The organism is Streptomyces sp. NPDC098101, assembly GCF_044760185.1.
Taxonomy (GTDB): Bacteria; Actinomycetota; Actinomycetes; order Streptomycetales; family Streptomycetaceae; genus Streptomyces.
Map to the genome: position 1 here is coordinate 339,368 of NZ_JBIWAS010000003.1, position 12,914 is coordinate 352,281.

Consider the following 12,914-nt stretch of genomic DNA (forward strand, 5'->3'; position numbering starts at 1 on the left):
CCCGGGGGGGGGCGGGGGGGGGGGGCCCGGGGGGGGGGGGGGGGGGGGGGGGGGGGTGGGGGGGGGGGGGGGGGGGGGGGGGGGGGGGGGGGCGGGGGGGGGGGGCCCCCCCCCCCCCCCCCGGAGGGGGATCAGACCGCGTCGGCGCCGTACTGGTTGTCCTTCATGAGGAAGGTCGCCAGCGGCTTGCCGTCACCCTGCGACATGGCCGTGAAGGTCACGCCCAGCTGGGACGCGGCCTTGCGGGCCAGCTTGATGTCGTCGGAGGCGGTGACCTGGCCGCGCGGGATGATGAAGCGGTACGTGACCGCGGTGGTGCCGCCGGCCTTGACGTCGGTGAACTCCAGGCCGAGGGCGCGCACGTCCGCGTACGGACGCTCGGCGATCTCGTACTTGTAGGTGTCCGTGGACGCGGCCGGCTCGGCCTCGACCTTGCCGCCGCCCATGAAGAACGGCAGCGTCAGCTCGTTGAACTGGAGCATGGAGAACTTCAGCGAGAGGTCGCGGCTGGAGTAGATGAAGTGCACCGGGGAGACCGACTGCCAGGCGTCGATCGGCTCCAGCTTGTCCTTCTTGGCGAAGGTCACGCCGTCGCCGGTCGTGAAGCCGAGGTCCTTCCAGCCCGCGCCGGTCCAGTCGGCGGCGGCGTCGGCGCCGAAGGTGGCGGGGGCGCTGGCGCCGGCGGCGGCCACGTAGAGCTTGCCGGTGCCGGCGACGCGGATCTCGGCCGAGTTGTTTCCTGCCATGGTGGATTTCTCCTTGTGAAGGGGGTGGGGCGCCGCCCCGGACATGGGCCCGGGTACGGCAAAGGCCCCGCCGGACGGCGGGGCCTGGTCTGTGGGGCGGGCGGTCCCGGAGGGAGCCGTTGGCGGCTCGGCGGACGCCCGGCGAGCGGCTAGAAGACGCTCAGGGAGAGGCGGATGACGCAGAGGTAGCGGTTGGCGCCCCGGTAGAGGTAGTCGGGCAGCCAGCGCGGCCCGTCCTGCTCCTCGACGTCGTGGACGACGTTGCCGGCGCCGAGCTGCTTGCCGAGGGTGGCGAGCAGGGCGCGGCGGGCCGCGTTGGCGAGGACGTGGGCCGCGTTCTTGGTCGGCCCGTACACCTCGAACTCGATCAGCGGCATGTCGACGTGCAGGTCGCCGATCCAGGCGCCGCCGCGGCGGTTCACCAGGACCGCGCTCTGGGTGCCGTCGAAGCCGGCCGGCGCGTGGACCGCGATGGTCGCGCCGGCCAGGGCGGGATCGGCCTTGAGGACGTCGACGACCAGTTTCTCGACGTCCGGGAAAGCGCTCGGGGGAGTGGTCATGACGGGTTCTCCTCGGGGAGGGGTACGGGACGGGCGCCGTCCGGGGGCTCCCACGGGAGGGGGCGGGCCGCGGAGCCGCACCCGGACGACGAACGGCGAAGCCGCCACCCGTCGTCCGGGCGCAGCTCCGCCGCTGCACCAACTGTGACAGAGAGCGTGCGCGCGCGCAACTAGTTCGCGAGGGTTCCCCCGCAGACCCCCGCACACCCCGCCGATAGGTTGACGCCCACCCGCCCCGGAGCCCCCGGGCCCGGGCCCCGCCCCCCGGCCCCACCCAGCGCCCCGACCCAGGAGCCGTCGCGTGTCCGATCGTTCCCGTCTGCTCTACGTCACCGACCTCGCCTATCCCGCACGCGGCCGGCGGTACGGCGACGAGGACGTCCGTCTCACCGCCCGGCTGCGGGAGGACTTCGACCTGGCGCTCTGCCACCCGCTCGACGCCGCCGCCCTCATGGACGCCTTCGACGCCGTCGTCGTCCGCAACAGCGGCCCGGTGCTCGGCTACCGGAAGGAGTACGAGGCCTTCCGCGAGCGGGCGCGCGCCCTCGGCACCCGCGTCTACAACCCCCTGCACGGCCGCGGCGACATGGCGGGCAAGCGGTACCTGCTCGACCTCACCGCCGCCGGACACCCCGTCATCCCCACCGTCGACCGGCCCGAGGACCTGGACCGCCTGCCCGAAGCCGCGTCGTACGCGGTCAAGCCCAGGACCGGGGCCGACTCCATAGGGCTGCGCTTCCTGCCGTACGAGGAGCTCGCCGGCCTCGCGTACGGCGAGGTCCTCGTCCAGCCGCGCGTCGACTTCCGGTACGAGGTCTCCTTCTACTTCGTCGACGACCTCTTCCAGTACGCCCTGTACGCCCCCGACCCCGAGCGCCGCTGGGTCCTGGAGCCGTACGAGCCGACCGCCGACGACCTCGCCTTCGCGCGCCGCTTCGTCGACTGGAACACCCTCGACCACGGCATCCAGCGCGTCGACGCCTGCCGCGCCACCGACGGCGGGCTGCTCCTCGTCGAGCTGGAGGACCTCAACCCCTACCTCTCCCTCGACCGCGTCCCCGAAGCGGTCCGCGAGCGCTTCGCCGAGGCCCTGGTCCGCTCCCTGCGCGCCTTCCTGGCGGCATGACGAAGCGCCCCGCGTCCGGAGGGGACGCGGGGCGCTTCGTACGTTCGCGGGGGAGGGCGACGGATCAGGCGGTGCGCGGGCGGCGGCGGGCCGCCCGTTCCGCCGCGAAGACGTCCTCCAGGCGGAAGAGCTGGGCCCGGCCCGCCCGCCCGGCGGCCCGCAGGTGACCGAGCTGGACCCACTTGCGGATGGTCGCGGGGGCCACCCCCGCCTCCTCGGCGGCGAGCGCGCCGGGGATCAGGGCGGGCAGCGCGGACAGCGCGGGCGTACTCAGCACGGGTTCTCCTCGGTCGTCCCGGTTCCGTCGGCGGAGGCGGCAGCACCGGCAGCACCGGCCGCGCCGGCCGCCCCGGACCCGTCGTCCATCGCCGCCTCGATCTCCTCCGTACGCGTCCCCGACGCCTCCGTCAGCTCCGGCCACCGCTCCTCCGGCCACAGGTGCCGGTAGGCCGGATCGTCCCGGCAGCCGCACACCGGATCCACGCACACGCAGGCCGGGTTGACGCACAGCACCGCGCGCCGGTCCGGGAACGCCCGCAGCGACACCGAGTCGCACCAGGGGCAGCGGCCCGACACCCGTACGACCGTCTCCGTGTCGCCCAGCGTCCGGGCGCAGCGCCGGGCCATCCGGCGGATCTCGTCCCGGACGTGCCGGGCCAGGTCGGGGTGCGCGGCGATCGGGTCGAGGAGGGCGGCGATCCGCCGGAGCCGTTCGATCACCCCGGCCCGGGGCGGCCGCGCCAGGCCGAGCCGGGCCCGGACCGCCTCCTCCAGCTCCACCACGCCGTCGGTGATGTCCCGGATGGCGTCGGAGACGTGCAGGCGGATCGGGGCGGCGCCGTGGCCGGGCACGGCGAGCCCGTGCCGCTGCTCCAGGAGCAGCGCCTCGCGCCGCTCCTGGCGGACCAGCTCGTCGCGGCCCGGCGGCGGGACGGCGGGCGCGGCGCCGGCGGGGGAGCGGCGGCCGGGCGCGAGCTCCTCGGAGAGCTCCGGGAACTGCCGTACCAGGGAGGCGGTCCAGAGCGCGATGTCCCGCCGCACGGACCCGGCGGCGCGGCCGCCGCCCGCCGCCCCGGCGCCGGACGCGGTGCGGTCAGCCACGGCGGCCACCGCCCGTGCGCGCGACCGCCTTCGCCACGCGCCGCGCGTCCGCCGGGCGCCCGTTGCGCCAGAGGCGGCCCGCGCAGACGCCGTCGAAGTAGCTCTCGGCCGGGGCGACCGCCGCCTCGCACTCGGGGCGCACGGGACAGTCGGCGCAGGCCCGCAGGGCCGGGGCCGCCTCCTGGGCGCGGCGGGCGAAGACGACGGACGGGGAGAGGCCGGCGCACGCGGCGGAGGCCTGCCAGGGGGAGGGTTCGGACTGGAACAAGGGGGTTCTCCACGGTCGGGGGCCGCCGGGGCGCCATGGGACCGGTGGGGCTCATGGGGCTCTGGGGCCGACAGGTGCGGCGGCGAGCCAGAGTGACACGTTGCGTGCGGGCGCGCAACTACGTTCGAACCGCTCCCTGTCGTTCTTCTTCACCGTTCCGACACGATTGCGCACCCGAAACCAGGTAATTCCGTGCGCGCAAGCACGCTAAGGTGTGGGACCCGGAGGGTGGGGAGTGAGGAGTGGTACACATGAGCACCCAAGGGCTCGACGCGTTCGCAGGCTGGGTCGAAGGCCTGATGAGACAGCGCGGTTACGACATCGACAGCCCGCGCGGCGGCGGGAAGTCCCGGATCGCCGACGAGGCGGGCGTGCACCGCGCGGCCGTGACCCGGCTGCTGCAGCGGCAGAGTATGCCGGACCTGGAGACCATGCGGAGGATCGCCCCGCTGCTCGGGGTCTCCGTCCGCGACATGCTGATCCGGTCCGGCCGCGTGACCCCCGAAGAGCTTCCGATGGCGGCGGACCTCCTCCCCGCCGCCGACTGGCAGCCTTCCCTGGAGGACTTCGCCCGCTGGCTCGGGGTGCCCGACGAGCGCATGGGCGTCTTCGTCAAGGTCGTCAACCAGTTCCTGGAGCCGGACGAGGAGGCCCGGGGCACCGGCGGCGCGGCCGAACCGCGCCGCACCGCGCGGGACTGAGCGGCGCCCGCCCGACCGGCCCGCCGGGGGGAGGGCCCGGCCGACTCCGGCCGGGCCCTCCCCGCCTGGCATTTGTTTTGACCGGAGTCCGTGCGATAGGTACGCTCAGACCTTGTGCCTGGGGTGTGCCTGGGCTCGCGTGCGTGTCTTCCACCGCAAGGCGAGTCATATATCGGCCACCGCGATCCGTGCCGTTCCTTCCGCTTCCGGCGGAGGTCCGCGGGATTCGACACACCCGACCGCGTGGGTCGGTGAATGTTCCAGGTTAGTTGTACCGACGGCACACAGAAACCGGAGAAGTAGTGCCTACGATCCAGCAGCTGGTCCGCAAGGGCCGGCAGGACAAGGTCGAGAAGAACAAGACGCCCGCACTCGAGGGTTCCCCTCAGCGTCGCGGCGTCTGCACGCGTGTGTTCACGACCACCCCGAAGAAGCCGAACTCGGCCCTCCGTAAGGTCGCGCGTGTGCGTCTGACCTCCGGCATCGAGGTCACGGCCTACATCCCGGGTGAGGGTCACAACCTGCAGGAGCACTCCATCGTGCTCGTGCGCGGTGGCCGTGTGAAGGACCTGCCGGGTGTTCGCTACAAGATCATCCGCGGTTCCCTCGACACGCAGGGCGTCAAGAACCGTAAGCAGGCTCGCAGCCGCTACGGCGCCAAGAAGGAGAAGTAAGAATGCCTCGTAAGGGCCCCGCCCCGAAGCGCCCGGTCATCATCGACCCGGTCTACAGCTCTCCTCTTGTCACCTCGCTGATCAACAAGATCCTGCTGGACGGCAAGCGTTCCACCGCCGAGCGCATCGTGTACGGCGCCATGGAGGGTCTTCGCGAGAAGACCGGCCAGGACCCGGTCATCACGCTGAAGCGCGCGCTGGAGAACGTCAAGCCGGCCCTCGAGGTCAAGTCCCGCCGTGTCGGTGGCGCCACCTACCAGGTGCCGATCGAGGTCAAGCCGGGCCGCGCGTCCACGCTCGCCCTCCGCTGGCTCGTCGGTTACTCCCGCGCCCGTCGCGAGAAGACCATGACCGAGCGCCTCATGAACGAGCTCCTCGACGCCTCGAACGGCCTCGGTGCTGCCGTCAAGAAGCGTGAGGACACGCACAAGATGGCCGAGTCCAACAAGGCCTTCGCGCACTACCGCTGGTAGTCGCAACCCACATCGAGACCGAGAGAAGACTGAGCCGATATGGCTACCACTTCGCTTGACCTTGCCAAGGTGCGCAACATCGGCATCATGGCGCACATCGACGCGGGCAAGACGACCACCACCGAGCGGATCCTGTTCTACACCGGTGTCTCGTACAAGATCGGTGAAGTCCACGACGGCGCTGCCACGATGGACTGGATGGAGCAGGAGCAGGAGCGCGGCATCACGATCACGTCCGCCGCGACGACCTGCCACTGGCCGCTCGAGAATGTCGATCACACGATCAACATCATCGACACGCCGGGCCACGTCGACTTCACCGTCGAGGTGGAGCGTTCGCTGCGCGTGCTCGACGGTGCTGTCACCGTGTTCGACGGCGTGGCCGGCGTCGAGCCCCAGTCCGAGACCGTCTGGCGCCAGGCGGACCGCTACGGCGTTCCGCGCATCTGCTTCGTCAACAAGCTCGACCGCACCGGTGCCGACTTCCTGCGCTGCGTCGACATGATCGTGGGCCGCCTCGGCGCCACCCCGATCGTCATGCAGCTGCCGATCGGTGCCGAGGCCGACTTCGAGGGCGTCGTCGACCTGGTCCGCATGAAGGCGCTCGTCTGGTCCGCCGAGGCCAGCAAGGGCGAGATGTACGACGTCGTCGACATCCCGGCCAACCTCACCGAGCTCGCCGAGGAGTACCGCGGCAAGCTGGTCGAGACCGTCGCGGAGAACGACGAGGAGCTCATGGAGCTCTTCCTCGAGGGCGTCGAGCCCACCGAGGAGCAGCTGTACGCGGCTGTCCGTCGCATCACCATCGCTTCCGGCAAGGGCGGCGAGACCACGGTCACCCCCGTGTTCTGTGGCACCGCGTTCAAGAACAAGGGCGTCCAGCCCCTGCTCGACGCGGTCGTCCGCTACCTGCCCTCGCCCCTGGACGTCGAGGCCATCGAGGGCCAGGACGTCAAGGACCCCGAGGTCGTCGTCCGGCGCAAGCCGTCCGACGACGAGCCGCTGTCGGCCCTCGCGTTCAAGATCGCGAGCGACCCGCACCTCGGCAAGCTCACCTTCGTCCGGATCTACTCCGGTCGCCTGGAGGCCGGCACCGCGGTGCTGAACTCCGTCAAGGGCAAGAAGGAGCGCATCGGCAAGATCTACCGTATGCACGCGAACAAGCGTGAGGAGATCGACTCGGTGGGCGCCGGCGACATCGTCGCCGTCATGGGCCTCAAGCAGACCACCACCGGTGAGACGCTGTGCGACGACAAGAACCCGGTCATCCTGGAGTCCATGGACTTCCCGGCGCCGGTCATCCAGGTCGCCATCGAGCCCAAGTCCAAGGGTGACCAGGAGAAGCTGGGTGTCGCCATCCAGCGTCTCGCGGAGGAGGACCCCTCCTTCCAGGTCCACTCGGACGAGGAGACCGGCCAGACCATCATCGGTGGCATGGGCGAGCTCCACCTCGACATCCTCGTCGACCGTATGCGTCGCGAGTTCAAGGTCGAGGCGAACGTCGGCAAGCCGCAGGTCGCGTACCGCGAGACGATCCGCAAGACCGTCGAGCGCGTGGACTACACCCACAAGAAGCAGACCGGTGGTACCGGTCAGTTCGCCAAGGTGCAGATCGCGATCGAGCCCATCGAGGGCGGCGACGCCTCGTACGAGTTCGTGAACAAGGTCACCGGTGGCCGCATCCCGAAGGAGTACATCCCTTCGGTCGACGCGGGTGCGCAGGAGGCCATGCAGTTCGGCATCCTGGCCGGCTACGAGATGACCGGCGTCCGCGTCATCCTTCTCGACGGTGGCTACCACGAGGTCGACTCCTCCGAGCTCGCGTTCAAGATCGCCGGTTCGCAGGCCTTCAAGGAGGCCGCGCGGAAGGCTTCGCCGGTCATCCTCGAGCCCATGATGTCCGTCGAGGTCACCACGCCCGAGGACTACATGGGCGAGGTCATCGGTGACATCAACTCCCGCCGTGGCCAGATCCAGGCCATGGAGGAGCGCAGCGGCGCTCGCGTCGTGAAGGGCCTCGTGCCCCTTTCGGAGATGTTCGGCTACGTCGGAGACCTCCGCAGCAAGACCTCGGGTCGCGCAAGCTACTCGATGCAGTTCGACTCCTACGCCGAGGTTCCGCGGAACGTCGCCGAGGAGATCATCGCGAAGGCCAAGGGCGAGTAACTCTTCCGAGTCCACGCTTTAGGCTTGACACCAGTCACCGGGGCCCGGCCCCCCGCAACCCGAGGAATCGGGCCCCGGTTTACTGGCATCCCAGCAAAGATCACCTGGCGCCGATGAAGCAAGGCGTTCAGAACCACTCCAGGAGGACCCCAGTGGCGAAGGCGAAGTTCGAGCGGACTAAGCCGCACGTCAACATCGGCACCATCGGTCACATCGACCACGGTAAGACGACCCTCACGGCCGCCATTACCAAGGTGCTGCACGACGCGTACCCGGACCTGAACGAGGCCTCGGCCTTCGACCAGATCGACAAGGCTCCCGAGGAGCGCCAGCGCGGTATCACCATCTCGATCGCGCACGTCGAGTACCAGACCGAGTCGCGTCACTACGCCCACGTCGACTGCCCCGGTCACGCGGACTACATCAAGAACATGATCACGGGTGCGGCGCAGATGGACGGCGCCATCCTCGTGGTCGCCGCCACCGACGGCCCGATGCCGCAGACCAAGGAGCACGTGCTCCTGGCCCGCCAGGTCGGCGTTCCGTACATCGTCGTCGCCCTGAACAAGGCCGACATGGTGGACGACGAGGAGATCCTGGAGCTCGTCGAGCTCGAGGTGCGTGAGCTCCTCTCCGAGTACGAGTTCCCGGGCGACGACCTGCCGGTCGTCCGCGTCTCGGCGCTCAAGGCGCTCGAGGGCGACAAGGAGTGGGGCGAGAAGCTCCTCGGCCTCATGCACGCGGTGGACGAGTCCATCCCGCAGCCCGAGCGCGACGTCGACAAGCCGTTCCTGATGCCGATCGAGGACGTCTTCACGATCACCGGTCGTGGCACCGTCGTCACCGGTCGTATCGAGCGCGGCATCCTCAAGGTCAACGAGACCGTCGACATCATCGGCATCAAGACCGAGAAGACCACCACCACGGTCACCGGCATCGAGATGTTCCGCAAGCTGCTCGACGAGGGCCAGGCCGGTGAGAACGTCGGTCTGCTCCTCCGTGGCATCAAGCGCGAGGACGTCGAGCGCGGCCAGGTCATCATCAAGCCGGGTTCGGTCACGCCGCACACCGACTTCGAGGCCCAGGCCTACATCCTGTCGAAGGACGAGGGTGGCCGTCACACCCCGTTCTTCAACAACTACCGCCCGCAGTTCTACTTCCGTACCACGGACGTGACCGGCGTCGTGACCCTCCCCGAGGGCACCGAGATGGTCATGCCGGGCGACAACACCGCCATGACCGTTGAGCTGATCCAGCCCATCGCCATGGAGGAGGGCCTCAAGTTCGCCATCCGTGAGGGTGGCCGGACCGTCGGCGCCGGCCAGGTCACCAAGATCACCAAGTGATCTCGACCTGACCCGGTGGCTCGCAGGAGCCGCTGAGCAGTAGGGGAGGGCCCCGCACCGTACGGTGCGGGGCCCTCTCGCGTTTCCCCTACGGGCGCCAGCTCCAGGGGTGGCCGTCCGCGCCCAGCCCGACCACGGTCGCGCCCCGCGCCCCCAGGTGCAGCGCGGCCGGGGCCGCCGAGCCGCCCTCCGCCGTACGGACCCGGGTCCGGCCCCCGGCCCGCACCACCGTCCGGCCGCGCGGGTCCGTGCCGAGCAGGACCGTGCCGAGCGCCGCCGAGTGCGCGGCGGACACCTCCCCGTACCCGTCGAGACCGGCGTCGCCGGCCGGGCCGAGCAGCCGGGCGTCCGCCGGGGGCCGGTGGAACAGCACACCGTCCGCGCTCGCCAGGGCGGACCCGGAGAGCGGCAGCCGCTCCGCCCGCTCCCGCCCGTCCACCCAGTGCCGTACGGACTCCCGGCCCGCCGCGTACACGTGGACGCGGCCCGCCGCGTCCACCGAGACGGCCGGGCCGTCCTGGACCTCGGCGTCCCCGGGGAGCGTCCGCCAGGGGCCCCAGGAGCCGTCCGCGGCCCGGATCCGGGCCGAGAGGCGCTTGTCCGCGTTCCGTACGAAGAGGTGGACCCGGCCGTCGGGGGCCGCGACCGCCACCGGGGAGCCGATTCGGCGCCCCCGGTCGTCCCCCCGCTCGGGGTTCCCCAGGCCCCGCCAGGCGAGGAACGGGCCGCCGGGGGACCGCTGTTCGAGGAGGGCGACCTCGCGCCGGTTGGCGCCGCCGTGCCCGTCGAGCGCGGCGAACCGCACCCCGAGGAGCAGCACCCGCCCGTCGGGGAGGACCGCCGAGCCGAGCGCGGGGGCGAGCGGGCCGCCGCCGAGGTCCTCCGGCTCGCCCCAGGGGCCGCCGGGCGCCGACTCGCGCCAGCGGACCGCGCGCAGGCCCAGCACCCCGTAGGCGGCGAGCCGGCCGTCCGGCTCCTCGGCGAGGGCCGGGCGGGCGCCGGGCCAGCGGTGGTGGGTGGAGCGGACCCAGCCCTTGCGGTTGGTCAGCGGGCGGTCGCCGCCGACGCCGTAGTCGCCGCAGCCCGAGGGGTTCCCGCACTGCCAGGAGGGGTCGCCGCCGTACGGGACGAGCCGGGCGGCCTTCTCCTTCAGGACCTCCGGCGGGAGGTTCTTGGGCCAGTGCCGGTTGTAGTAGCCGCGGAAGGCCGCCGTGGTGAACGCCGGTATCGGCTCGCCGTCCCGGACCGCGTCCGAGACCCGGCGGCACAGCGCGGCCCAGGTGAAGCAGGCGACCGCCGTGTGGTCCCCGTGGTCCGAGTGGCCGGGCTGCTCGGAGTCCCGCCGCCGGGTGGCCTCGTCGCTGTGCTGGACGTCCGGGTCCGGGTCCAGGGTGTGCACCACCGTGGGCCGGTAGCGGGCGAGCAGCCCGGCGAGGACGCCGACCAGGCCGTCGTAGTCGTAGGTGTCCGCCCGGGTCACGGGGGAGCCGGCCGACAGGTGGGTGCGCAGCTCCAGGGCGCGGTCCTCCCAGAGGGCGGGCAGGGCCGTGTACCGGCGGGGGGTGTGCATCGGCAGATTGAGGAAGACCAGCTCGACCCGGCGCCCCCCGTGCGCCAGCGTGTCGACCTCGGCCCGCCGGCCGCCGGGGAGCGCCAGCGTCCCGCGCTTCCAGGGCGTGAACACCGGCAGGCCGAGCGCCACCGCGTACGACTGGCGCAGGCCCTGGTGGCGGGCGGCGGAGTAGGCCGCCCGGTCCGGGGGCGTCTCGGGCATCCCCGCGATCCGGTTCCGTCCGGTGTGCTCGCCGGCCGTCACGTACACGGAGACGAGCGGGACGCCCGCGTCGAGCAGCCGCTGCGAGTCCGGGTTCATGAAGTACAGGTCGTCGTCCGGGTGCGCGGCGAACTGCATCAGGAGCGCCCGGCGGGCCCGGGCCGACGCGATCGGCTTCCCCGGCGCGGGGTCGGCGGTCGGCGCGCTCCGGCGCGGTTCCGGTACGGAGCACCCGGCGGCGGCCGCGGTGGCGGCGAGGGCGGCGGTGAGCACCGTCCGGCGGCGGGGTCGGGTGTGCGGCACTGCGGGGCCCTTCGCTCGGCGGTCTCCTGGAAGACGAAAATCTGTGCGAAGGGGTTGTGCGCGGACGGGGAGGTCGTGCGGGGGCGGGCGCGGCGGGGCCCGCGGCCGTCTCGGATGGCGGACCCCGGCAGCCGCTTACTGGTGCTTGCATTCACATGGATGTAACAGTGGGCACGGCGGCGGGGACGACGGAGTCCCGGAGCGGCCGTCCATCCCTCCCCGCGCGCGGCAACGGCGCCGAGCGCTCCCACCCGGTTCTCCGCCGGCGTCCAGCCGTGCCAGAAGGGGGTTCCACGTGCCGAACCGACCCGACCCGCAGACCGCCCGCTCCACCCTCGACGCCCTCCGCGCCGAGATCGAGCACCGCAATCCGGCGCAGCCCGAGTTCCACCAGGCCGTCCACGAGGTGCTCGACAGCCTCGCCCCGGTGCTCGCGGCCCGGCCCGAGTTCGCCGAGCCCGGCCTCCTGGAGCGGCTCGTCGAGCCCGAGCGGCAGATCATCTTCCGGGTGCCGTGGCAGGACGACCGGGGCCGGACGCACGTCAACCGGGGCTTCCGCGTCGAGTTCAACAGCGCGCTCGGCCCGTACAAGGGCGGCCTGCGCTTCCACCCCTCCGTCAACCTGGGCATCGTCAAGTTCCTCGGCTTCGAGCAGATCTTCAAGAACGCCCTGACCGGACTCGGCATCGGCGGCGGCAAGGGCGGCAGCGACTTCGACCCGCGCGGCCGCAGCGACGCCGAAGTCATGCGGTTCTGCCAGTCGTTCATGACCGAGCTGTACCGGCACCTCGGCGAGCACACCGACGTGCCGGCCGGTGACATCGGCGTCGGCGGCCGGGAGATCGGCTACCTCTTCGGCCAGTACCGGCGGATCACCAACCGCTGGGAGGCCGGCGTCCTCACCGGCAAGGGCACCGGCTGGGGCGGCTCCGCGATCCGCCCGGAGGCCACCGGCTACGGCAGCGTGCTCTTCGCGGCGGCGATGCTCCGCGAGCGCGGCGAGGACCTGGAGGGCCAGACGGCCGTCGTCTCCGGCTCCGGCAACGTGGCGCTGTATACGATCGAGAAGCTGCTCGCCCTCGGTGCCAACCCGCTCACCTGCTCCGACTCCAGCGGGTACGTGTACGACGACAAGGGCATCGACCTCGACCTGCTGAAGCGGATCAAGGAGGTCGAGCGCGGCCGCGTCGCCGACTACGCCGAGCGCCGGGGCGCCTCCGCGCGCTTCGTGCCCGGCGGCCGGGTCTGGGAGGTCCCCGCCGACGTCGCCCTGCCGTCCGCGACGCAGAACGAACTCGACGAGGACGACGCGGCGACCCTCGTCCGCAACGGCGTCAAGGCCGTCGCCGAGGGCGCCAACATGCCCACCACGGCGGAGGCGGTCCACCTCTTCCAGCGGGCCGGCGTCGCCTTCGGCCCGGGCAAGGCGGCCAACGCGGGCGGCGTCGCCGTCAGCGCCCTGGAGATGGCCCAGAACCACTCCCGCACCTCCTGGAGCGCGCAGAAGGTGGAGGCGGAGCTCGCCGGGATCATGACCTCGATCCACACCGCCTGCCACGAGACGGCCGAGCGGTACGGTGCTCCGGGCGACTACGTCACCGGGGCCAACATCGCGGGCTTCGAGCGGGTCGCCGAGGCGATGCTGGCGCAGGGCGTCATCTGAGCCGTACGCACGC

13 protein-coding genes are annotated in these 12,914 nt (G+C 72.0%); 7 read left to right on the forward strand and 6 right to left on the reverse strand.

What is annotated here, in order from left to right; all coding sequences use genetic code 11:
- Window positions 1-131: 131 nt before the first annotated feature.
- Both ACIQVI_RS14515 and ACIQVI_RS14520 read right to left on the reverse strand, forming a co-directional pair.
- Window positions 132-746, reverse strand: coding sequence for a phage tail protein (locus ACIQVI_RS14515; protein ID WP_121833727.1), 615 nt, complete (start codon window positions 744-746; stop codon window positions 132-134).
- Between the two features lie 149 nt (window positions 747-895).
- On the reverse strand, window positions 896-1,306 hold the full coding sequence (locus tag ACIQVI_RS14520; protein ID WP_121833726.1) for a hypothetical protein: 411 nt from the start codon (window positions 1,304-1,306) through the stop codon (window positions 896-898).
- Window positions 1,307-1,607: 301 nt separating this feature from the next.
- Here ACIQVI_RS14520 and ACIQVI_RS14525 point away from each other — a divergent pair, with 301 nt between their 5' ends.
- Window positions 1,608-2,432 (forward strand): RimK family alpha-L-glutamate ligase, encoded by an 825-nt coding sequence (locus tag ACIQVI_RS14525; RefSeq protein WP_403595325.1) that lies wholly within the window; start codon window positions 1,608-1,610, stop codon window positions 2,430-2,432.
- A gap of 64 nt (window positions 2,433-2,496) precedes the next feature.
- On the opposite strand, the gene ACIQVI_RS14530 is transcribed toward ACIQVI_RS14525, so the two are convergent.
- From ACIQVI_RS14530 to ACIQVI_RS14540, 3 genes are read right to left on the reverse strand one after another with little or no spacing between them, the layout of a single operon-like run.
- Window positions 2,497-2,709 (reverse strand): hypothetical protein, encoded by a 213-nt coding sequence (locus ACIQVI_RS14530; protein ID WP_161374073.1) that lies wholly within the window; start codon window positions 2,707-2,709, stop codon window positions 2,497-2,499.
- A complete protein-coding gene (locus ACIQVI_RS14535) occupies window positions 2,703-3,533 on the reverse strand; it encodes a hypothetical protein (protein WP_403595327.1) in 831 nt (276 codons plus the stop codon). Before ACIQVI_RS14535 ends, ACIQVI_RS14530 begins: the two co-directional genes overlap by 7 nt.
- Window positions 3,526-3,801: a WhiB family transcriptional regulator gene (locus ACIQVI_RS14540; protein ID WP_121833784.1), complete on the reverse strand. Its 276-nt coding sequence runs from the start codon at window positions 3,799-3,801 to the stop codon at window positions 3,526-3,528. The genes ACIQVI_RS14535 and ACIQVI_RS14540 overlap by 8 nt, the downstream gene beginning before the upstream one ends.
- Before the next feature lie 251 nt (window positions 3,802-4,052).
- On the opposite strand from ACIQVI_RS14540, the gene ACIQVI_RS14545 reads away from it, so the two are divergent.
- From ACIQVI_RS14545 to tuf, 5 genes are all read left to right on the forward strand, one after another.
- Window positions 4,053-4,502, forward strand: coding sequence for a helix-turn-helix transcriptional regulator (locus ACIQVI_RS14545; protein WP_351973889.1), 450 nt, complete (start codon window positions 4,053-4,055; stop codon window positions 4,500-4,502).
- Between the two features lie 302 nt (window positions 4,503-4,804).
- Window positions 4,805-5,176 (forward strand): 30S ribosomal protein S12, encoded by a 372-nt coding sequence (rpsL, locus tag ACIQVI_RS14550; protein WP_003948652.1) that lies wholly within the window; start codon window positions 4,805-4,807, stop codon window positions 5,174-5,176.
- Between the two features lie 2 nt (window positions 5,177-5,178).
- Complete coding sequence (rpsG, locus tag ACIQVI_RS14555) at window positions 5,179-5,649, forward strand: 30S ribosomal protein S7 (RefSeq protein ID WP_015035567.1); 471 nt, start codon at window positions 5,179-5,181, stop codon at window positions 5,647-5,649.
- A gap of 39 nt (window positions 5,650-5,688) precedes the next feature.
- Complete coding sequence (gene fusA / locus ACIQVI_RS14560) at window positions 5,689-7,815, forward strand: elongation factor G (RefSeq protein WP_053646178.1); 2,127 nt, start codon at window positions 5,689-5,691, stop codon at window positions 7,813-7,815.
- 152 nt (window positions 7,816-7,967) lie between these two features.
- Entirely contained in the window at window positions 7,968-9,161 is a 1,194-nt protein-coding gene (gene tuf / locus ACIQVI_RS14565) for an elongation factor Tu (protein ID WP_121833786.1), read from the forward strand.
- A gap of 88 nt (window positions 9,162-9,249) precedes the next feature.
- Here the strand turns inward: tuf and ACIQVI_RS14570 are convergent, their stop codons facing one another.
- Window positions 9,250-11,238, reverse strand: a complete 1,989-nt coding sequence (locus tag ACIQVI_RS14570) for a PIG-L family deacetylase (RefSeq protein ID WP_403595333.1) — start codon at window positions 11,236-11,238, stop codon at window positions 9,250-9,252.
- Window positions 11,239-11,533: 295 nt separating this feature from the next.
- Between ACIQVI_RS14570 and gdhA the strand changes: the two genes are divergently transcribed.
- Window positions 11,534-12,901: an NADP-specific glutamate dehydrogenase gene (gene gdhA / locus ACIQVI_RS14575; RefSeq protein ID WP_403595336.1), complete on the forward strand. Its 1,368-nt coding sequence runs from the start codon at window positions 11,534-11,536 to the stop codon at window positions 12,899-12,901.
- Window positions 12,902-12,914: the final 13 nt, after the last annotated feature.